This is a genomic window from Hyphomicrobium sp. (assembly GCF_035548195.1).
Classification (GTDB): domain Bacteria; phylum Pseudomonadota; class Alphaproteobacteria; order Rhizobiales; family Hyphomicrobiaceae; genus Hyphomicrobium_B.
In genome coordinates this window covers 418998-438169 of the sequence record NZ_DASZTY010000025.1, presented here as the reverse complement: position 1 = coordinate 438169, position 19172 = coordinate 418998, and the positions used below count along the sequence as shown (strand labels likewise).

Below are 19172 nucleotides of genomic sequence, written 5' to 3'. Positions count from 1 at the left end.
CAACAGTTGCCGCGCATCGTCTCGTCCCTTTCGGGCTTTCTGGAGCGACACGTCCGGATATCCGCCCAGAGCAAGCGTCTTCTGTTTGCCGGCAAAGCGATAGGCGAGGCGCCACAGCTTTGCGCCGTTCGTCTGGATCAGCAGGTGCAACCCGCCGCCATCAGAGAGCTTGTAGGGCTTAGCTAGCGGCTTGGCGTTGCGGACCGCGGTGTCTGTCAATGGCATCGAGTGGCTGTTGGTATCCTGGCGAAGCGATACCAACAACGATACCATCAAATTTCGCGGATACCAACAAACGCAAGCGGACCACGGCGCACTATCAACACTCGATTTTACCGCCCAAACACTGCTCTTAATGGACGGTCGCGGACTTCAGCGGAAGTGGGATTGGTGGGCCCGCCAGGACTCGAACCTGGAACCAGACGGTTATGAGCCGTCAGCTCTAACCATTGAGCTACGGGCCCACGCGGCGCACTTCATAACAGAAGTTTTCCGCGGCGACAGCAGTGCATCGGGTATTAATTCGAGATGCAACGACGCATCGCTCGCGGGTTCTCATTGTGGTCGATTTTCTTGCTTGCCCGGCTTCGCACCGGGGCTGCGCTTGGGGTAATTTTCCTCGTAGCTTTTGCCTGTCGCAACGCGAAACGCAGCATCCCGCACGATCCTGAAATATTTCTGACCTCCACGCCGCAGCGCCCAGGCCGGACGGGTGGGATCGCGAATGCTGTCGTGCACGATAAGGGCATCGGTTGGAGCATCATGCAGCTCCATCCCGGCGTAACGCAACGGCATGGTTCCGACGGTATAGTAGTCCGGGCTGTCGGACATGCTGATCATGAGGACGGCCTCCGCCGAACCCGACAATGACGACTCGCACACGGCCTGCCAAGCGGCGATAAAAGCAGCGCTACCGGGCGTCGGCCGGACGATCATGACACGCGTGCACGGCTTCAACGCGTTGCGCGACCCGACCGAGGTTTTCTTCGTCCGAAGTGCGATGTCGCCTGGGCACTCTACGATATCGTCGATGTTGCCGCGCACGCGGCAGTCGACGTCCATAAGAATGAGAATGTCGTCCGGATAGTCGTTTCGCGCCTTACTGAGTACGCTCGGCTTCTGGCGCGTTTGCGACGACCAATTTCCAGCGATCTTGGGCCGCGAATAAAGATGATGCGAGATTTTTTGCTCGGTAAGGTTTGACGCAAAATCCAACGCCGCTTGCGTGTAATCGGGGGTGAAAAAGCCGATGACAACGAAGGGCGATGCAAAGTGCTGGACGATATCGGCGGGAACGGTGTGGCTCTGACGAAAGTCTGTCGTCATCCTCGGGCCTTGGTTGGTTGCGGATGAGCACTCCATCGGCAGGCGGAATGCAATAGCCTGGCTTCAATGAAGCTCAGGGATAGAAGGCGCCGGATCGGACAACTCCGACCGTCGGCGTTTTTGGCTTGTACAGTATGGCGATTTTACGGACCAGAGATTTTCTCGTCGCCGCCGGAAGTAAAGGCGATGCGCGAACGATCAAACGATCCTTCGAATCCGGTGTCGCGTTTCGCCTATGACGTCAAGCAGCCGGTCAGCCAGGCGATGAGCGGCGCGAGCAGCGGAGATCTCATAAAAATCCCTTTTTTGGGCGCGCGCGAGCGCCAACACGGCCGCTTCACCCGTATTCGGCGCAGCAATATGGGATGCTCCTGCGACGGCTCTGACGACGTCTTTTAGCGGCGCGCGCGCAGGATCGATCAGCATATAGTCCTTGCCAAACACATCTGGAACGCAAGTAGAATATTTCCGTGCGAGCATGGCAGCGCGTCGCGCACCGCCGGAGCAAAGAAAAAGCGGACGTTCCAGCGGGTCATACGGGCCATAGATCATTTTGAAACGCTCGGCGGCGCGCTGCAAATGAGCAGGATGGAGCGCGGGCTCTGATAAAACATACAAGGTATGAAGGCCGACGAGATGGAATTGCCGCATGATCTCTATGGGGCGCGGTCTGAATATCTGATCATTCAGCGCGTCTTGAAAGAAACGTTGCCGCCCCATGCGCAGATTAACGAGAAGGAGTAGATCGTTAGGAACATCGAACTGATCGAGCGCCAAAAAACGCGGCAGAAGTTCCCCGACGAAAGCGGGGAGATCCGGCGCCGCGCCGCAGTACAGCACCATCGCCGGCTCCCGCCGAACTCGGATTGGAAACACGTGGCACAGCAGGTCCACAGGACCTCCGTTTTGAGATCCTGTAACGCCCGAAAGAACATTCGTCACGCGCCGCGCCCGGAAAAAGGCTTCACCCGATCCCGGATTGATATCCAGCGCCGCATCGATTTTCCGCAGACACCATGCACAGTGGCCATCCACTTTCGCTACGCCGCGCCGACCATAGCCGACCATCGACGACGGAAGCTTTCCGAATTCATATGTCGGCCAGAGCGGGCGCAAAATACGGCTCAGAAAGTCGCGCACGCTTTGAAAATCACGCTTCGTGAACAGCCACGCGATGGTTCTGTCGATGGCTTGACGAAGCATAAATTCTGGCTCAAGGACGTCGGTCTGCCGCGAGCTATTTAGACGTCCATGCAGCGCTCCGCAATTCATTTGAACGTCTTCACGAACGTCGCCTCGGACGACCCCAGGCGTTGTCTCGTGCCGGAAGCTATAAGCTCGTTCTTCTCATGCTTTGCCCGCCCCGAAATCGGTCTGGATGTGGTGGTGCGCATTTTCATAGATCCCAATCCGCACCCCGAGCGCTTCGCCGATTGGACCGGCGCAATCGCTGATGGGTTAGGAGACTTGCCCTACGAATTAGTTCGTACCAACGGACTTAACGACGGCTTCCGCCGTTCGATTGCAATGGCCGAGGGGAATTACGCGATCCAACTGGAGCATGATTGGGTTTTCCTGAAGCATCGCATCACACATACGCTTCCCGAAATCATTGACGATATGCGCATGCGGCGCATCAATTACGTGCGATTCAATAAGCGCAGAAACGTGCAGTTCGGAACCGATTATTTTGTCGATGAGGACACCTCCGGAGCGGTTCCGCTTTGCCGGATCAATGGCCGTTCGAACAATCCGCAAATCATCGATATCCCTTATTATAAGGAGCTTATCGCCGCATATCCGCGCATCGGACTCGAGGGTCATATCTGCAGATATGCAGGCGGCGGCTATCTGTACGGTCCTGCAGGATGGCCGCGCACGGTGCAGCATCTCGACGGACGAGGTGTCCGGACAAAAGACAATATCGCACGCCTCGTTTACATGCTTCGCGCAAAGGGATTTGCACAATTGCGGTCGCCGCGCACGGTTGGCTTGACGAGAAAATGATTTGGGTTTGGCATTTGTGCCTGAGCGGATATTTAGATGAAGGCCGTAAAATCGCCGCTTAAACGCGCGTTGTTTTTACTGTTGGCTCTTGAGCCATGATCGAAGTGTCGAAGAGGACGCCATGCCGATTTTGAAAGGCCTCTGGGCCGGTAGCTTTGTGACCGTCGTTGCAGCAATGACGTTCGCAGTCACGGCCGTAACATCGTCAGCAAACGCCGAGGATAAGGTGACGGAACGGACAATCACGGTCTCAGCAACAGGCATTGCGGAGGCAGAGCCCGATCAGGCTCGCATTACTTCGGGTGTTACGACGGAAGCGGCAACCGCGCGGGATGCGCTGACGAACAACAGCGAGGCAATGAACAAAGTTATTGCGGCACTTAAAGAGAAGGGTATCGATCCGAAAGATATCCAGACGGCATCCTTCAACGTGGAACCTGTCATGGAATATGCGAAGGACGGTCAACCGCCGAAACTGAGAGGTTATCGCGTCAGCAATCAGGTTGTCGTTCTGGTTCGCGATCTCGACAACCTTGGAACAGTGCTCGACGATCTCGTGGCGGCAGGAGCCAATCAGGTGCATGGCCTTGCCTTCGAGGTATCGAAAGCCGAAACGTTGAAGGACGAAGCGCGCAAAAACGCGATCGCCAACGCATTGCGGCGGGCCAGATTGCTGGCCGCGGCGGCGGGAGCCGAAGTCGGAGAGGTCGTGCAGATATCCGAGGAAACCACGCCCGATATGCCGATGACATATGCGGCGCCGCGATTTGCGAAAGCGCAGGCTTCAGTTCCGATCGAGCGCGGAACGAGCAAGCTCGAAGCCCGCGTTACAACGACATGGCGACTGAAATAATGTTTAGAGCAACGAGATCGTTTCCACATCGACGCGGCGCATCGGCGCGCCGGGCTGCAAGGCCCAGTCGCAGTAGTTATGCATCTCGCCTAGCTCACGTACGCGCCGCAGCCGTTCGAGGTCGATCGTCGCCGAGACCCACTCGGCAGCATTGAGCGTGCCCTCTGCCAACACACCGGTATCCGAGACGCCTTGCTCGGCCGGAACGTAAATGCCCGCTGCACCGGCATTGAAATCGACGGCCGGCGACCACGGCGCATCACCGACGGTTGGGCTCTGCACGGTCGCGATGCCGTTTTCGAGCGCGCGCGCAAGCGAACCCGTCCGGACGCGATGGAAACCCGAAACGCGCTCGGTGCACGAGGGCACCAGAACGACCTCCGCGCCCGCTTCGGCCATGGCACGGACCAGGAGCGGAAATTCGCTGTCATAGCAAATCGCGATGCCGATGGTGCCGAGCTTTGTCTTGAAGACTCGAACCGAGCTACCGGCCGAGATGCCCCAGTCGCGCTCAAACGGCGTCATGACAAGTTTTTCCTGCTCGCCGACCGCGCCCTCGGGCGTGATGAGCTGGGCCGCGTTGACGTAGCGGCCATCGGACTTGAGCAAGGGCCCGGATCCGGCAAGAATGTGAACCTTATGCTTCTTTGCAAGGTCGGTATGGAACTGCACGCGTGCGGCCGTCAGTTCCGCGACCTTGGCCAGCGTGCGCTTTAAATCGCTGTAGACTTCCGGACCGAAGCACGCGGCCTGCTCGATTGCGGCATATTCCGGAAAGACAATGAGTGAGGCGCCTGTCGCCGCGCCGTTCTTTACCCAGACAGCGACCTTCTGTTCCCACTCGGCAAGCGTCTTCGGCTGACCGATGGGATACTGGGAACTCGCAACTTTCAGCGTCTTCGGCTGCTTCGTCAAAGCGTCTTCATCCAGAATTGCATCTCATGCGTGGTCTCGCTCGGCTGGTCGATATCCTTCCAATCGTAGGTGGCAATAATACCGTCAACCGGCGCGTAGCCGCGTTTTTTCCAGAAAGGATCAAGTGGGGCATAATCGGACGGTTTCAATGGGTGATCGTCGGGCCGAATGACCCGGCAGAACGTGGAATATTGAAAGCCGCCGAGCTTGTGCGCTTGAGCTTCGCGCCCGTCAAAAAAGGCGTGCCCCAAGCCATGCCCCCGATGGCTTTTGAGAAGTACGCTTTCGCCGCAATAGAAGATCTTTGAGAGGTCGTATCCGGCATTGCGGAACGGCTCCCCGAACTCGTCGGCGTGCTCGATCATCGGCGCGCCGGTAGACGCGCCGACCATCTCGCCGTCATCGTATGCGGCTATCACGACCGCGCCTTTCGCGGAGGCAAATTTCGTCAGATACTTTTCTTCGTAATCGAGCGTGCCGTCGTAGAGATACGGCCAGTCGCGGAATACGATGATGCGCAGGCGCGCCAGATCGGGGAGGACCTTGTAAATGTCGTCGCCCGTAACCGATTTGACGTCGAGCTTCTTTTTTTCGGCGGCTGCCATCCGTCGTCCCCCTCAGCCTGCGACTTGTGCAATCCAATCAGTGAGATTGTAATACGTCGTGACACGCGCGATCTTTCCACCGCGAATTGCGAAAAACGTTCCCGCGGGCAGAACGTATTTCTGTCCGATTGCCTCGGGAAGGCCTTCTTCCGTGTTTTTGTAAATGCCATGCACGTTGAACTCGGCCGAGGCGCGTGTCGCGTCTTTCGATACCATCACGACAATGTCCTTGAGCTCCTCCTTGTAGTTATGCGTCATGCGCGCGTTGAAGGCGCGGAATTTCTCTTTGCCCTGGCGGCGCTCGCCCTGATTGACGTCGTGGATCACGTCATCGGTCATGAAATCGAGCATGGCGTCGGTCTCGCCTCGGTTGAAGGCGGCGTAGTAATCGCGGATGAGCGCGGCCGTTGCTGCGCGGGCCTGTGAGTCTGGGGTCGTATCGGACATGGAAGTCTCCGGGCTTACTGATGCAAAATCTGGTGCGGGTCTTAGCAGGTCGAAGTCACGCCTTCCATGCGCTTGCTGGGTGCGGTAAACGCGACATTTCCGACTTTTTGTCGCGCAACGGGGATTTGAAATGGCGCGTATCGCCGAGCTTTTCGTCACGCACGTCTATCGAGAGGAATTGGCCGGCGGCGCCCATGGCGGGCTGATCCGCGAGCTGAAAGACGCCGCAAGCGAAATCGCGGACGAGGATCGCGCTGGGCAGGCTTGGTCGAAAAAGAACGACTACCCTGGATATACATCTTATGCGTCGCTCGCCGACCTGCCTGGGCGTCATCCTGCCTTTGCCGATCTCGCCGTTGTGCTTGATCGGCATGTGCTGCGTTTCGCGCGGACGCTAGATCTCGATCTGGCCCGTAAGCGGCTCAACCTCGACAGTCTTTGGATCAACATCCTCGATCGCGGCGGCCACCACGGCGCGCACATTCACCCGCATTCGGTTATCAGCGGCACCCTCTATCTCGACGTGCCGAAGGATGCGAGCGCCATCAAGTTCGAGGATCCCCGCCTGCCGATGATGATGGCGGCGCCTCTGCGCAAATCCGACGCGCGCGAAAAGAATAAGACATTCGTCTCGATGGCGCCGGAAGCAGGAACGCTGCTCTTATGGGAAAGCTGGCTCCGTCATGAGGTTCCTATCAACCACGCCAAGTCGGAGCGGGTTTCGGTCAGCTTCAATTATGCCTGGGGCGAGGGCTCGGCCGACTAATCTCCCATCACATGCACAACAATGCTTCGCGTGTGCGGCCTGATGCGATGCTCGAACAGGTAGATGCCTTGCCATGTTCCGAGCAGCATCGCGCCCTGGGCAATCGGGATCGCGAGCGCGGTTTGCGTTAGTGCAGTTTTGATGTGCGCGGGCATGTCGTCCGGCCCCTCGGAGCGATGAATGAAGAGCGGATCGCCGTCGGGCACCAGACGTTGGAAAAATGCCAGGAGATCGCGCTGCACGTCGGGATCGGCGTTTTCCTGGATAAGCAAAGAGGCCGAGGTGTGCCGGCAGTAGACGTGCACGACGCCAGTCTGAATGCCCGAATCCGCAACGATTTTCGCTACTTTCCGGGTAAATTCGAGGAGGCTCTGACCGCTCGTGTCAAGGCGGATCGTCTGCTGGAATTGCTGCATGCTGGAACCTAGAGACGTGAATGCCTACATTAAGCCGATGAGTAGAGCATTCGTCAAAGAAACCGAAGGCCTCGACGAGCTTCCTGAAAAGCTCGTTTCCGAGCACCGCAATCTCGTGACCGAGGAAGGCCTCGCCTTCATCGAAGCGGAGGTTAAGCGTTTGCAGGATGAGCTGGCGGCTGCCCACGCGACGGGCGATCGCAATGATATCGCACGCGCCTCGCGCGACCTGCGCTATTGGAACCAGCGACTCGGCACCGCGGAACTGCAGCCTGCGGCTGACGATAAATCCGTGGTCGCTTTCGGTTCACGCGTCACCGTCGTGCGGGACGACGGGCGGACGCAAAAATTCCGCATCGTCGGCGAGGACGAAGCCAACCCGGCAAAAGGCTCGATTTCCTATGTCTCGCCGCTCGCGCAGGCATTGTTGGGCAAGGCCGTCGGCGATGTCGTCAGGGCCGGAGGCGGCGAAGCGGAAATCATGAAAATTGAATAGTGCGGCGTTCGCTGGCCCGGATGAGATAGCTTGTCCGCTGGGCCGATTGCGTCTCGATGGTTCTGGGTCTAAGCACTCGGCGTCGAAAAGCGCGAACGCGCGAGCACGAGGAGAAAGACATGATCAAAGTCAGCGTGATGTATCCCAACGTTCCCGGCGCGCGGTTCGATCACGACTATTATCGCGATAAGCACATGCCCATGGTCAAAGCCAAGATGGGCGACAGCTGCAAGTCGTACACGGTTGATAAAGGTATCGCCGGTGGAGCACCGGGGGCGCCGGCGACGTATGTCGCGATGTGTCATCTGTTTTGCGACTCCGTCGATGCGTTCCAGAAGGGTTTTGGTCCGCACGCGAGCGAAATCATGGCCGATATCAAGAATTATACCGATCTCGCGCCCGTCATTCAGATCAGCGATGTCGTCGTCGGCTAGCCCGAAAATCGCATCGATGACGAAAAAGGGCCGCTCGTCGCGGCCCTTTTTGCATCAAACGAACATACCGCCCGAGACTTCGATACGCTGCGCGTTGATCCAGCGGTTGTCATCGCTCAGCAGGTTTGCGATCGCACCGCCGATGTCGTCGGGCTGACCGACGCGACCGAGTGCCGTGACCGAAGCGACAAAATCGTTCACTTGCTTGTTGTCCCGCACCGTGCCGCCACCGAAGTCCGTCTCGATTGCGCCGGGTGCCACGGTGTTGACGGCAATGCCGCGCGGACCGAGTTCCTTCGCCAGATAGCGCGTCAGCACTTCGACGGCACCTTTCATCGCTGCGTAGGCCGAATATCCCGGCAAGCTGAAGCGCGCGAGACCGCTCGACAGGTTCACGATCCGTCCGCCGTCGGCAATCACCGGTAGCAATTTCTGTGTGAGGAAAAACACGCCCTTCAAGTGGATATTCATCAGCCGGTCGAAATCGTCTTCGGTCGTTTCGGCAAACGGCGCATGAACCCCGATGCCTGCATTGTTGATCAGATAATCGAACCCGTCGCGCGACCAGACGCTCTTCAGCGCTTTCCGAACCTCTGACACGAATGCGGGAAATGAGGCGACGTTGCCAGTATCGAGCTGAAACATCACGGCTTTGCGGCCGAGAGCCTTGATGGCCGCGACGGTTTCCTCGGCCTCTGCTTTGTTACTATGGTAGGTGCCGATGATATCGACGCCTTTTCTGGCAAGCGCGGCCGCCGTGTTGCGGCCGAGCCCGCGGCTAGCGCCCGTAATAAGCGCGATCTTAGTGCTGTTATTTCCCATGTGGTCCTCCCGAAATCCGAAATCAGCCGAGGTGGTCAGCCGATAATGGCTCTTTCCGCCGATTGAATAATCACGCATCATTCGGCTTCACTATCCGGGAATGACGAACAATGGATCGACTCGACCAGATGCGCCTGTTTGCGCGGGTGGCGGAGCGCCGGAGCTTCAGCCTCGCAGCGCAAGATCTTGGCGTGCCGCCCTCGACAGCCACCGATGCCGTAAAGCAGCTGGAGGCGCGGCTAGGCGTCAAGCTCCTCGAACGCACCACGCGTCACGTCGCGATGACGCCGGACGGTGAAGGCTATTACCGTCGCTGTCTGGCCATCCTCGACGACGTGGAGGATGCAGAGAGCGCCTTCGGCAGCGCCAAGCCAAAGGGCGTGCTGCGCATCGACGTGCAGGGGCGCCTGGCGCGCCGTTTCCTGCTGCCGAGCTTGCCGCGCTTCTTCGCCGAATATCCCGGCATAGAGCTTCACATGACCGAGGGCGACCGCTTCGTCGACCTTGTGCGGGAGGGTGTCGATTGTGTACTGCGCGTCGGGGAACTCGCTGATAGCGAAATGATCGCGCGCCGCATCGCTCTCCTGCCGGAGGTCACTTGCGCAGCACCGAGTTACGTCGAGCGCTTCGGATTACCCGAGAGCTGGGATCGGCTCGAAGGGCATCGCATGATCGGCTTCCACTCGTCCGCAACAGGTTACGTGCTGCCTCTCGAATTCCTGGTCGATGGCGTCGTGAAAACCGTTACGCTGCCGAGCGTCCTCTCGGTCAATGCTGCGGAAAGTTACACCGCCGCCGCAAAGCTCGGATTAGGCATCATCCAGGTGCCGCGCTGGGGCGCGGAAGAAGCCTTCGCGGACGGTAGCCTGATGCCGCTGCTTGAAGACACGCCGCCATCGCCGTCGCCCGTTTCGCTGCTTTACCCTAAAAGCCGCCAGCTTTCGCCGCGCGTGCGCGTATTCATCGATTGGGTGATGGCGGAGTTCAAATCTTCGCTTCGCACGCCGTGACACGGCCAAAAAGCGCGAAAATAGGTCTGTTGGGGCCGATCTGTCCTATTAACTTTCTGCGCCTTTTGAAGCCAAATTTCTATATGTAAGGTGTTCAATGAGAAACCTTGGACAATGACGAGCGTCGTCGTCCGTTCCAGTCGAAGGGCAACATCGTTTTATCGTGACTGATGACGAACCCGATCCGATAGTCGAGCATCCTCCCGATGCACAACAGACCGACGTAACGAGGCGGTCGCTCGAAGAGCGCATTCGGCAACAAGATATACTTGCCGAACTCGGCGTCTTCGCGCTGCAGAGAGCATCGTTTGACGAGCTTCTTACCGAGACGTCGCGTCTCACCGCAAAAGGGCTGCGCGCCGAGTTCTGTAAAGTGCTCGAATACGTCCCATCCGAAGGTCGCTTGCTCGTCCGCGCGGGGGTCGGTTGGAATCCGGGCATCGTCGGGACGGCGAGTGTCGGCGCCGACCTAGAGTCGCCCGCGGGCTTCGCCTTGCGCACGGGGAAGCCGGTCATTTCTAATCATCTCGAAAACGAGGAGAGGTTTCGCACACCAGAAATTCTGGAAATCCACGGCATCCGTCGCGCGATGAATGTCATTCTTCAGGGCGACGGCCAACCGTTCGGCGTGCTGGAAGTCGATAGTCGCTCAGACGACCAGTTCGTCGAGCACGATCTCGCGTTTCTCCAGGGTGCAGCAAACATTCTTGGAATGGCGATCGAGCGCGAGCGGTACGAGCGCCATCTCAAAGCCGCGGTGGATCGCCATGAAGTGCTGCTCAAGGAGATCAATCATCGCGTCAAGAACAGCCTGACGATTGTCGCAACGATGTTGAGGCTGCAGGCCGCGAAGATCAACGATGAGACGCTGACTGCGCAGCTCGAAGAGGCTTCGCAACGGGTTCATGCGATCGCCCGCGCGCACGAACGCTTGTATCAAAGCAACAACATCGATGCTCTGGATCTCGGCGTTTACGTCGATCTCGTCTGCAAGGACCTTAGCGGCAATCTCAACGGCTGCGATATCGGCATCGATGTCGAGGACGGGATAATTTTGTCCACGGATCGTGCGATTTCGGCGGCATTGATCGTCTCCGAATTAGTCACGAATGCAGCCAAGTATGCCTATGCAGGCACTACCGGTGGAAAGATTTGGGTCCGTGTCGTACGGAAGGACGAGCATACGGCCGAACTGTCAGTGAGAGACGAGGGCGCAGGACTTCCTGCCGACTTCGATCCGATGACGTCAAAAAGCCTGGGAATGACGATCATCGCTGCGTTTACCCAGCAGCTTGATGGCAAGCTTGCGATAATGTCGCGTGACCCGGGCACCGAGTTTACTGTCGTTCTGCCGCTGGACCCCGGTAAAGACACCAACAGCGTGTGACCGGAGTTTTTAATCTGCAAAGAAAAGGGCCGCGAAAGCGGCCCTTTTCTTGATCAGTTATCCAGGAAGCTGCGAAGCTTCCGCGACCGGCTCGGATGCTTGAGCTTGCGCAGCGCCTTGGCTTCGATCTGGCGGATACGTTCGCGCGTGACAGAGAACTGCTGGCCGACCTCTTCCAGCGTATGGTCGGTGTTCATTCCGATGCCGAAACGCATTCTGAGCACGCGCTCTTCGCGAGGCGTCAGTGACGCCAGCACGCGCGTTGTCGTATCTCTGAGGTTCGACTGGATCGCGGCCTCGATCGGCAACACCGCGTTGCGGTCTTCGATGAAGTCGCCGAGGTGCGAATCTTCCTCATCGCCAATCGGCGTTTCGAGCGAGATCGGCTCCTTTGCGATCTTCAAAACTTTGCGCACCTTTTCGAGCGGCATCGCAAGTTTCTCAGCGAGCTCTTCCGGTGTCGGCTCGCGGCCGATCTCGTGCAGCATCTGGCGCGAGGTGCGGACGATCTTATTGATCGTCTCGATCATGTGCACGGGAATGCGGATCGTACGCGCCTGATCCGCAATCGAGCGCGTAATCGCCTGCCGGATCCACCACGTCGCGTAAGTCGAAAATTTATAGCCTCGGCGATATTCGAACTTATCGACCGCCTTCATCAGGCCGATGTTGCCTTCCTGGATAAGGTCAAGGAATTGCAAACCGCGGTTGGTATACTTCTTCGCAATCGAGATAACGAGACGAAGGTTAGCCTCGACCATCTCCTTCTTCGCTTGGCGGGCTTCGCGTTCGCCTTTCTGCACCGCTTTGACGATGCGGCGATATTCCGGAATTTCAAGGCCCGTTTCCGTCGCCAGCTGATGGATGTCGCCACGGATCTGCTCAACCTGGCTGCGCTCGCTCTTGACGAACTGAGCCCACTTCTTGCCGTTGTCCGCAACGCGATCGAGCCACGTCTGATCAAGCTCGTTGCCGTAATATTCGTCGATGAAGTGCTGACGCGGCACGCCATAGCTGTCGGCAAGACGCATAAGACGGCCCTCAAGTCCGATTAGGCGCTTGTTGATCGCGTAAAGTTGCTCGACGAGACTTTCGATACGGTTGTTATTCAGCGACAGCGACTTCACGTCGGCAATGATCTCATCGCGGATTTTTTCGTAAGCCTTCTGCTGCTGCCGCGATCCCTGATCGCCGACGAGCTGCTGTTCGAGCTTCTTGTCCTGCTGCTTGCGAAGCTTTTTGTACGTCGAGGCGATCTTATCGAAGGTTTCGAGAACCTTTGGTTTCAGCTCCGCTTCCATCGCCGCGAGCGACATGGCGTTCTCGAACTCGTCGTCATCGTCGCCTTCGCCTTCCGGAGCGCCCGGTGCACGCGGCTGCTCCGGCTGATCGTCGCCCTCCGATTCGCTCGCTTCATTGGCGGCTTCGGGAAGCTCCTTGGCCTCTGGACCTTCGTATGTCGCTTCGAGATCGATAATGTCGCGAAGCAAAATCTTGCCCTCGTTGAGCTCATCCCGCCAGATAATGATGGCCTGGAATGTCAGAGGGCTTTCGCAGAGGCCGGCGATCATGGCCTCGCGGCCGGCCTCGATGCGTTTTGCGATGGCGATTTCGCCCTCGCGCGACAGAAGCTCGACCGAGCCCATTTCGCGGAGGTACATTCGGACCGGGTCGTCCGTCCGCTCCGCCGGTTCGGATTTGGTCTCGCTCTTGACGAGAGAATTGTTCTGGGCGACGAGCGCGCGCCCTTCCTCTTCATCGCTCTCTTCGCCACCTTCTCCGCTTTCGTCACTGTCCTCGTTTTCGACGACGGTGATCCCCATGTCGGACAAAGTAGCGTAGAGATCCTCGATCTGGTCGGAGGAAACCTCTTCCGAGGGCAGCACCGAATTCAGCTGATCGAGCGTAACGTAGCCCTTGGCCTTCGCAGATTTCAGGAGGCGTTTGACCGCCTGATCGGAAAGGTCGAGCAGGGGACTATCGCGTTCGGGCGCATCGGCCGCCGGTTGCTCTTTCTCTTCCGTCTTCTGAGCTGCCTGCTGGGCGCGTGCCATTCTTTTATCCTTGTGTATCGGCCGTTCCAATTCTGGAACCGGCCTCAATCAATATTGTCAGCCGCTGGACATTTGCCGCACAGCAATGTCCAGGACCCGATAAGAGCGCGCCTAGCTGGCACGCCTTGTAATTGGGGCGTCGTCCGCGGGTTGGTCGATCTCGGCGTCCATCTGATCCATTGACGCCTCGCGTGCGATCTGGCGTTTGATGTCGAGAAGGTGTGTCTCGGCCTCTTCCGTGCAATCCCGGTACCAAGCCTCCTCTGCCGCCTTCAGCGCGCGCTCCAAAGCGTCCTGCCGCTGATGCAGAGATAGAATATGGTTCCAGGCGGATTCGACATCGGTGGCAGACGCATCCGGCTCGGCAAAACGGTCGCTGATGTGCGTAATCGTTCGCGCGACGAGGTCCACCACCTTTGCAACCCCCGATTTGCTCAATTGGGTGCCTAGAGTTGCCCTGTCAAGAGAATTCTGCCTCGCGTGCACCGCTAAAATTTCATCGCGCAGCGCGGAAAGCGGCCGGGAGGCGAAGTCGATCGCCGCAATCGCCTCGGCGTGCTCGTCGATCAGCCAAGGATGGTTCATCATGGTCTTCAGCATCAATGCCTCTCGCGGGGGTATACTTTGAACGTGCCCTGCGAGTTCGGGGCTGGCATTAACCAATTCAGGAAATGTGTTTTTCTTCACGGAGCGGCGCTCCGGACCGGTGAGGCGGGCCCGCTCGCGCGCTTTCCAGTCCTGCCCCATTGTGGGACGAGCATGAGAAGCCTGGAAACGTCCTGCTGCCAACGGGCTGCCGTTGCTTAAGCCGGTGCGAAAAGCATTGCGCTGGCGTCCGAGCTGATACAACCTGTCGCGGACCTCCCGCTGGTAGTGGCTACGAACGGTTGCATCCTGAATGGTGCCGATTAACGCAAACAGCCGTGCTTCAAGAGCGGCGCGCTGTTCCGGTGTGACGACGGGCGCCGCCTGCACCTCTCGATCCCATAAGACATCGACCAGCGGGCGTGTCTTCGAAAGCACCTCTGACATCGCGCCAGCACCTTGCTGGCGTATGAGGTCGTCTGGATCGATCCCTTCGGGCAGGAACGCGAAGGCGACACTATGGCCCGGTTTGAGCCACGGCAACGCCACTTCGACCGCGCGATCTGCCGCTTTCCGTCCGGCACCGTCGCCATCGAAGCAGAGGGTCGGCTCGGGTGCAAATCGCCATAGCAGCTTCAACTGATCTTCAGTCAGCGCCGTTCCGAGTGGAGCGACCGTCTCGGCGAAACCCGCTTCGGAAAGCGCCAAGACGTCCATATAGCCTTCCACCACGATGACGCGGTCCTTGTCATGCGCTGCGGTCCTCGCACGCGCGGCATTGAAAAGCGTATGCCCTTTGTGAAAGAGCGGCGTCTCGGGCGAATTTAGGTATTTCGCGGGCGCATCTTTATCGAGCGTCCGGCCGCCAAAGGCGATGACCCGTCCTTTGAGATCGAGGATGGGGAACATGACACGATTGCGGAACCGGTCGTAAGGCTCGGGAATATCGGCGCCCGCGATGAGCATGCCGGACATCGCCATATCGGCGGATGAAAAGCCCTTCGCTTTGAGATGCGCCGTGAGCGCCGAGCGTGAATTCGGAGCAAAGCCGAGGCGGAAGGTTTGAATCGTTTCGCGCGCGAGGCCGCGCTGTTCGAGATAACGGCGTGCTACGCCGCCTGTGGCAGAACGCAAGCTATCCTCGAAAAAGGCCGCCGATGCTTCGAGCAGACGATAAAGCCGGTCGCGCTGGTCGTCTTCTGCCGCGTTTCTTTCCGGCTGCTTCGGCATCGGGACGCCGGCCTCCGCCGCGAGGCGCTCGACGGCTTCCGGAAATTCCAACCCTTCGATCTTCATCAGAAATGTGAAGATGTCGCCGTGCTCGCCCGAAGCAAAGCAGTGATAAAAACCCTTTTGATCGTTGACGGTGAAAGAGGGGGTTTTTTCCGCTTTGAACGGCGAAAGGCCCTTATATTCGCGCCCCGCCTTTTTGAGCGCAACCTTGCGCCCGACGACTTGGCTGACGGGGAGCCGCGCGCGGATTTCATCCAGAAAATTCGGATTGAAGCGCATGAGCTACGGCCGGTCCCACTAAAAGTCTTTTGTGAGGAGACCCAAAATCGGTCTCACGACGTGATACCCAACATCGATTCGGTATATTGCCCACAATCGAGAACGTGCTCGCGCAATTAATTGCACGCTTTCCACAGCCTGCCCAACATCAAGGCAGGCCGCATGCGGATCAACCAAGCGACGCCTTCACGGCGGCACTTGCCTTTTGAAAGTCCATCTTGCCCGCGTACTTGGCTTTTAGGACGCTCATCACCTTACCCATGTCTTTTGGCGAGGCCGCGCTCGTCTCCTTGATGGCCGCATCGACCGCGGCCTTGACTTCGCCTTCGTCCATCTGCTTCGGCAGATAGGCTTCGATGACAGCAATCTCGGCCTGCTCGGTCTCGGCGAGATCAGGACGGCCGCCGTTCGTATACTGCTCGATAGAGTCGCGCCTTTGCTTCACCATTTTGGTCATGACGGCAAGGACGCCCGCATCGTCGATCGGCTTCTTGGCTTCGATCTCGGCCGATTGGATTGCCGCATTGATGAGACGCAGCGTCGCGACGCGCTGTTTATCGCCGGCCTTCATCGCCACCTTTAAATCGTCGTTGATCTTTGCGCGCATGCGGGTCTCCTTGAACGCTGAGACAGTGGTGTAGGGGCCCCGTGAGGTGAGGGCAACCCATGCGTGCCTCTGGACCGCACAGAGCGGCGCAATTGACGGCAGAAAGCCGTTCCCATAGGTTCCGGCGCAAACTTCAGCCCGAGCGGCTTGCGCCCCAACATCCGGATTGTCGATGACTGCACCTGAACCCTGGACAGATGTGCCCCTGACGGCGCGCCTCGTGCTCGACGATGGCACCGTCATCTCAGGTAGGGGGCTTGGCGCAACGGGATCGGCCGTTGGCGAAGTTTGCTTCAACACGGCGATCACCGGTTATCAGGAAATCCTGACCGATCCGAGTTATGCCGGACAGATCATTACCTTCACATTCCCGCATATCGGCAATGTCGGCGCCAACAACGAAGACACGGAAACGTCGAATCTTGCATCCCGTTCCGGCGTCCGCGGCTGTGTGCTCCGTGCCGACATCACTGATCCATCGAACTATCGGGCCGCGGAAAATCTCAACGAGTGGCTTAAGACACGCGGCATCATTGCGATCAGCGGGATCGATACGCGCGCTCTTACGGCGCGCATCCGAGAGAAGGGTATGCCCAACGCCGTGATCGCGTACGAGCCTTCGGGCCAATTTGACATCGATAAACTGAAAGCCGAGGCGAAGGCGTGGCCGGGCCTTCTCGGCCTCGATCTCGTACCTGACGTGACGAGCGGCCAGAGCTATTCATGGGACGAGCAGCGCTGGGTCTGGAACCGCGGTTTCACGCGCAACGAAAATCCTGAGTTTCATGTCGTCGCAATTGACTACGGTTTGAAGCGGAACATCCTCAGATGTCTTGCGTCCGCCGGTTGCAAAGTGACGGTCGTCCCAGCCACGGAAAAGGCCGAGGACGTCCTGGCGCGCAATCCCGACGGCGTGTTTCTGTCGAACGGTCCCGGGGATCCTGCCGCCACCGGAAAGTATGCAGTCCCCGAGATCAAAAAGCTGGTCGCTAGCGGCAAGCCCATCTTCGGCATTTGCCTCGGCCATCAGATGCTCGGTTTGGCGCTTGGCGCCACGACCAAGAAGATGCACCAGGGCCATCACGGCGCCAATCATCCAGTGAAGGACTTCACGACCAATAAGGTCGAGATCGTTTCAATGAACCACGGATTCGCGGTCGATCGTGACAGCCTGCCGAAGGGCGTCGTCGAAACGCACGTCTCGCTGTTCGATGGCTCGAACTGCGGCCTCTCTGTTGAAGGTAAACCGGTGTTTTCCGTTCAGCATCACCCCGAAGCGTCGCCCGGTCCTCAGGACAGCCATTACCTCTTCACACGCTTCGTCAACCTGATACGCGAACAGAAGGGCCGTTCGACCCACCGCGAACGATGAACCGTGCGGCAGGCTCAGCGCCATAAACCTTGCCGAACATTAAGATCGCACTCTCGGGCAATCCCGGTATAAGGCAGGGAAAAAACACCCGGAGGAACTCATGCGCCCTTTTTGCCTGGCTGCCCTGCTGTTGATTGCGGCCAGCCCCGCCTTTGCCGGTGATTGCACCAAGGACGTCATCGCAGCCTTCACGAAACAGCATGCCGCGAAGAATTTCAGGGTCGAATTCAGCCAGCCGTCGGCGGAGGGCGAAGTCCACATGAAGATCGACTACGTGCCGCCGGATAAAATGCTTCAGTCGGTGACCTCACCCGCCATGCCCGGCGAGCAGCAGACAATGCTCGTCGGCAACCGTGCATACGCCGGGACAAGTGGTGCTCTGGAGGAACTCCTGCCGCAATATACCCAGTCGATTATTGCCGAGTTCAATAATGCACTCGCAGTGCCCAAGGATCTCGGAACCTATGAATGTCTAGGCAAGTCGAAGCTCGACGATCAGGAATACCTGGCCTACCGCACGGTCGATAAGGCGGCCTCCAAGGCAGATCCGTCGAAGACGTTGGCGCGCACGATTTACGTGGATTCGGTGAGTGGCCTGCCAGCGTATAACGTTGTTAAACCGCTCGGCGGCAGTGCGGCCCCTCTTTTGAAGATCAAGTATTCCTATCCGACGGACGTCGAGATCATTGCGCCGGTGAACGCGCCCGTGCAAAAGCTCCATTAGGAGATTGTCGGCCCTAGGTGGCCTTTCGCTCAGGATAGTTGATCATGCGCCGTATCGCGCTTGTTGCCGCTTCACTTGCCGCTCTCACCGCAGGCGCTCACGCTCAGCCTATACCGGGCGGGCCAATACCTGGTGCGCCGACGCCCGGTGCCAAGCCGAATGCCAATCCGTGCAGCGACGAAGTCTCCGCATCGCTGCAAAAGTTGCGGAAATCATCGTGGTTCCGCATGACGAGCGACATGATCACCGAGAATGGCCCGACCACGATGCAGGTCGATTATGTGCTGCCCGACCGCATGCATCAGAAGGTGACGAACAAGCTGACGAACAAAGCGTCGGAAGTCATTCTCGTCGGTAACGAGGCTTGGTCAAGACAGGGCGAAGGGAGCTGGACTGCGCTGAAGGCGAACATCGCTGCCGAACTGCAAACTCAGATGCAGGAAACAGTCCTTCAACAGCAGGCCGACGTCGGTGCTTACACATGCAAGGGCCAGACGAAGTTCGAGGACCACGATGTCATGTCCTACCGGCTGGAAAGCGAGCCCGGAAAGAGCGGGGGAGAGAAAAACCAGACATACCGCATGTTTTATGTCGACGCATTGACCGGCCTGCCGGTGGGCAACGCGTTGTTGGTTCCCGGGCACGATAAAAAGCCCATCTTCAAAACGATTTACTCATTCCCGCTCGACCTTAAGATAGAGCCGCCCAAGGATGTCGCACCGCCTCAGCCTGCTTCGACATCGCCCGCGGCGCCATCGGCCCCAGGTGCAGCAACGCCCTCAACTCCGTCATCTGCCAAGTAGTTTGATCTCGACCAATGCGAATTGACCATTG

21 protein-coding genes and 1 tRNA gene are annotated in these 19172 nt (G+C 58.4%); 10 read left to right on the top strand and 12 right to left on the bottom strand.

What is annotated here, in order from left to right; all coding sequences use genetic code 11:
- The 4 genes from VHB22_RS11725 to VHB22_RS11710 form a co-directional block, all read right to left on the bottom strand.
- The coding region (locus VHB22_RS11725) for an Arm DNA-binding domain-containing protein (protein ID WP_325457161.1) at positions 1-225 on the bottom strand (225 nt) is incomplete at its 3' end.
- A gap of 163 nt (positions 226-388) precedes the next feature.
- Positions 389-464 (bottom strand) — tRNA-Ile (locus VHB22_RS11720).
- Positions 465-555: 91 nt separating this feature from the next.
- Positions 556-1326, bottom strand: coding sequence for a hypothetical protein (locus tag VHB22_RS11715; protein ID WP_325457142.1), 771 nt, complete (start codon positions 1324-1326; stop codon positions 556-558).
- Between the two features lie 198 nt (positions 1327-1524).
- Positions 1525-2529 carry a hypothetical protein gene (locus VHB22_RS11710; RefSeq protein WP_325457141.1) on the bottom strand — a complete coding sequence of 335 codons (1005 nt, stop codon included), beginning with the start codon at positions 2527-2529 and terminating at the stop codon, positions 1525-1527.
- 48 nt (positions 2530-2577) lie between these two features.
- On the opposite strand from VHB22_RS11710, the gene VHB22_RS11705 reads away from it, so the two are divergent.
- Positions 2578-3333, top strand: a complete 756-nt coding sequence (locus VHB22_RS11705; RefSeq protein WP_325457140.1) for a hypothetical protein — start codon at positions 2578-2580, stop codon at positions 3331-3333.
- 121 nt (positions 3334-3454) lie between these two features.
- A complete protein-coding gene (locus VHB22_RS11700) occupies positions 3455-4186 on the top strand; it encodes an SIMPL domain-containing protein (RefSeq protein WP_325457139.1) in 732 nt (243 codons plus the stop codon).
- A gap of 3 nt (positions 4187-4189) precedes the next feature.
- On the opposite strand, the gene VHB22_RS11695 is transcribed toward VHB22_RS11700, so the two are convergent.
- From VHB22_RS11695 to VHB22_RS11685, 3 genes are read right to left on the bottom strand one after another with little or no spacing between them, the layout of a single operon-like run.
- Positions 4190-5101 (bottom strand): carbon-nitrogen hydrolase family protein, encoded by a 912-nt coding sequence (locus VHB22_RS11695; protein ID WP_325457138.1) that lies wholly within the window; start codon positions 5099-5101, stop codon positions 4190-4192.
- On the bottom strand, positions 5098-5706 hold the full coding sequence (locus tag VHB22_RS11690) for a GNAT family N-acetyltransferase (protein ID WP_325457137.1): 609 nt from the start codon (positions 5704-5706) through the stop codon (positions 5098-5100). The genes VHB22_RS11695 and VHB22_RS11690 overlap by 4 nt, the downstream gene beginning before the upstream one ends.
- Before the next feature lie 12 nt (positions 5707-5718).
- Complete coding sequence (locus tag VHB22_RS11685) at positions 5719-6153, bottom strand: ketosteroid isomerase-related protein (RefSeq protein WP_325457136.1); 435 nt, start codon at positions 6151-6153, stop codon at positions 5719-5721.
- Between the two features lie 130 nt (positions 6154-6283).
- On the opposite strand from VHB22_RS11685, the gene VHB22_RS11680 reads away from it, so the two are divergent.
- Positions 6284-6919, top strand: a complete 636-nt coding sequence (locus VHB22_RS11680) for a TIGR02466 family protein (protein WP_325457135.1) — start codon at positions 6284-6286, stop codon at positions 6917-6919.
- Here the strand turns inward: VHB22_RS11680 and VHB22_RS11675 are convergent.
- A complete protein-coding gene (locus VHB22_RS11675; protein WP_325457134.1) occupies positions 6916-7335 on the bottom strand; it encodes a secondary thiamine-phosphate synthase enzyme YjbQ in 420 nt (139 codons plus the stop codon). The two genes, VHB22_RS11680 and VHB22_RS11675, sit on opposite strands and share 4 nt — an antisense overlap.
- A gap of 37 nt (positions 7336-7372) precedes the next feature.
- Here VHB22_RS11675 and greA point away from each other — a divergent pair, with 37 nt between their 5' ends.
- Both greA and VHB22_RS11665 read left to right on the top strand, forming a co-directional pair.
- Positions 7373-7831: a transcription elongation factor GreA gene (gene greA / locus VHB22_RS11670; protein ID WP_325457160.1), complete on the top strand. Its 459-nt coding sequence runs from the start codon at positions 7373-7375 to the stop codon at positions 7829-7831.
- Positions 7832-7950: 119 nt separating this feature from the next.
- On the top strand, positions 7951-8265 hold the full coding sequence (locus VHB22_RS11665) for an EthD family reductase (RefSeq protein ID WP_325457133.1): 315 nt from the start codon (positions 7951-7953) through the stop codon (positions 8263-8265).
- A 54-nt stretch (positions 8266-8319) separates the two neighbouring features.
- Here the strand turns inward: VHB22_RS11665 and VHB22_RS11660 are convergent, their stop codons facing one another.
- Complete coding sequence (locus tag VHB22_RS11660; protein ID WP_325457159.1) at positions 8320-9087, bottom strand: SDR family NAD(P)-dependent oxidoreductase; 768 nt, start codon at positions 9085-9087, stop codon at positions 8320-8322.
- 110 nt (positions 9088-9197) lie between these two features.
- Between VHB22_RS11660 and VHB22_RS11655 the strand changes: the two genes are divergently transcribed.
- Positions 9198-10097 carry a LysR family transcriptional regulator gene (locus VHB22_RS11655; protein ID WP_325457132.1) on the top strand — a complete coding sequence of 300 codons (900 nt, stop codon included), beginning with the start codon at positions 9198-9200 and terminating at the stop codon, positions 10095-10097.
- 163 nt (positions 10098-10260) lie between these two features.
- Positions 10261-11484 carry a sensor histidine kinase gene (locus VHB22_RS11650; RefSeq protein WP_325457131.1) on the top strand — a complete coding sequence of 408 codons (1224 nt, stop codon included), beginning with the start codon at positions 10261-10263 and terminating at the stop codon, positions 11482-11484.
- 53 nt (positions 11485-11537) lie between these two features.
- Here VHB22_RS11650 and rpoD read toward each other — a convergent pair whose 3' ends face one another.
- The 3 genes from rpoD to VHB22_RS11635 form a co-directional block, all read right to left on the bottom strand.
- A complete protein-coding gene (gene rpoD, locus VHB22_RS11645; RefSeq protein WP_325457130.1) occupies positions 11538-13538 on the bottom strand; it encodes an RNA polymerase sigma factor RpoD in 2001 nt (666 codons plus the stop codon).
- Between the two features lie 111 nt (positions 13539-13649).
- Positions 13650-15635 carry a DNA primase gene (gene dnaG, locus VHB22_RS11640; protein ID WP_325457129.1) on the bottom strand — a complete coding sequence of 662 codons (1986 nt, stop codon included), beginning with the start codon at positions 15633-15635 and terminating at the stop codon, positions 13650-13652.
- Positions 15636-15804: 169 nt separating this feature from the next.
- Positions 15805-16242 carry a GatB/YqeY domain-containing protein gene (locus VHB22_RS11635; RefSeq protein ID WP_325457128.1) on the bottom strand — a complete coding sequence of 146 codons (438 nt, stop codon included), beginning with the start codon at positions 16240-16242 and terminating at the stop codon, positions 15805-15807.
- A gap of 172 nt (positions 16243-16414) precedes the next feature.
- Between VHB22_RS11635 and carA the strand changes: the two genes are divergently transcribed.
- The 3 genes from carA to VHB22_RS11620 all read left to right on the top strand — a co-directional run bounded on the left by carA (position 16415) and on the right by VHB22_RS11620 (position 19141).
- A complete protein-coding gene (carA, locus tag VHB22_RS11630; protein WP_325457127.1) occupies positions 16415-17614 on the top strand; it encodes a glutamine-hydrolyzing carbamoyl-phosphate synthase small subunit in 1200 nt (399 codons plus the stop codon).
- Between the two features lie 100 nt (positions 17615-17714).
- Entirely contained in the window at positions 17715-18338 is a 624-nt protein-coding gene (locus tag VHB22_RS11625; RefSeq protein ID WP_325457126.1) for a hypothetical protein, read from the top strand.
- A 44-nt stretch (positions 18339-18382) separates the two neighbouring features.
- Positions 18383-19141, top strand: a complete 759-nt coding sequence (locus tag VHB22_RS11620; RefSeq protein ID WP_325457125.1) for a hypothetical protein — start codon at positions 18383-18385, stop codon at positions 19139-19141.
- Positions 19142-19172 lie beyond the last annotated feature (31 nt).

Coding starts and splice junctions, on each gene's coding strand:
- VHB22_RS11715 (WP_325457142.1), bottom strand. CDS start 1,326: ATGACGACAGACTTTCGTCAGAGCCACACCGTTCCCGCCGATATCGTC.
- VHB22_RS11710 (WP_325457141.1), bottom strand. CDS start 2,529: ATGCTTCGTCAAGCCATCGACAGAACCATCGCGTGGCTGTTCACGAAG.
- VHB22_RS11705 (WP_325457140.1), top strand. CDS start 2,578: ATGCAGCGCTCCGCAATTCATTTGAACGTCTTCACGAACGTCGCCTCG.
- VHB22_RS11700 (WP_325457139.1), top strand. CDS start 3,455: ATGCCGATTTTGAAAGGCCTCTGGGCCGGTAGCTTTGTGACCGTCGTT.
- VHB22_RS11690 (WP_325457137.1), bottom strand. CDS start 5,706: ATGGCAGCCGCCGAAAAAAAGAAGCTCGACGTCAAATCGGTTACGGGC.
- VHB22_RS11685 (WP_325457136.1), bottom strand. CDS start 6,153: ATGTCCGATACGACCCCAGACTCACAGGCCCGCGCAGCAACGGCCGCG.
- VHB22_RS11680 (WP_325457135.1), top strand. CDS start 6,284: ATGGCGCGTATCGCCGAGCTTTTCGTCACGCACGTCTATCGAGAGGAA.
- VHB22_RS11675 (WP_325457134.1), bottom strand. CDS start 7,335: ATGCAGCAATTCCAGCAGACGATCCGCCTTGACACGAGCGGTCAGAGC.
- greA (WP_325457160.1), top strand. CDS start 7,373: ATGAGTAGAGCATTCGTCAAAGAAACCGAAGGCCTCGACGAGCTTCCT.
- VHB22_RS11665 (WP_325457133.1), top strand. CDS start 7,951: ATGATCAAAGTCAGCGTGATGTATCCCAACGTTCCCGGCGCGCGGTTC.
- VHB22_RS11660 (WP_325457159.1), bottom strand. CDS start 9,087: ATGGGAAATAACAGCACTAAGATCGCGCTTATTACGGGCGCTAGCCGC.
- VHB22_RS11655 (WP_325457132.1), top strand. CDS start 9,198: ATGGATCGACTCGACCAGATGCGCCTGTTTGCGCGGGTGGCGGAGCGC.
- rpoD (WP_325457130.1), bottom strand. CDS start 13,538: ATGGCACGCGCCCAGCAGGCAGCTCAGAAGACGGAAGAGAAAGAGCAA.
- dnaG (WP_325457129.1), bottom strand. CDS start 15,635: ATGCGCTTCAATCCGAATTTTCTGGATGAAATCCGCGCGCGGCTCCCC.
- VHB22_RS11635 (WP_325457128.1), bottom strand. CDS start 16,242: ATGCGCGCAAAGATCAACGACGATTTAAAGGTGGCGATGAAGGCCGGC.
- carA (WP_325457127.1), top strand. CDS start 16,415: ATGACTGCACCTGAACCCTGGACAGATGTGCCCCTGACGGCGCGCCTC.
- VHB22_RS11625 (WP_325457126.1), top strand. CDS start 17,715: ATGCGCCCTTTTTGCCTGGCTGCCCTGCTGTTGATTGCGGCCAGCCCC.
- VHB22_RS11620 (WP_325457125.1), top strand. CDS start 18,383: ATGCGCCGTATCGCGCTTGTTGCCGCTTCACTTGCCGCTCTCACCGCA.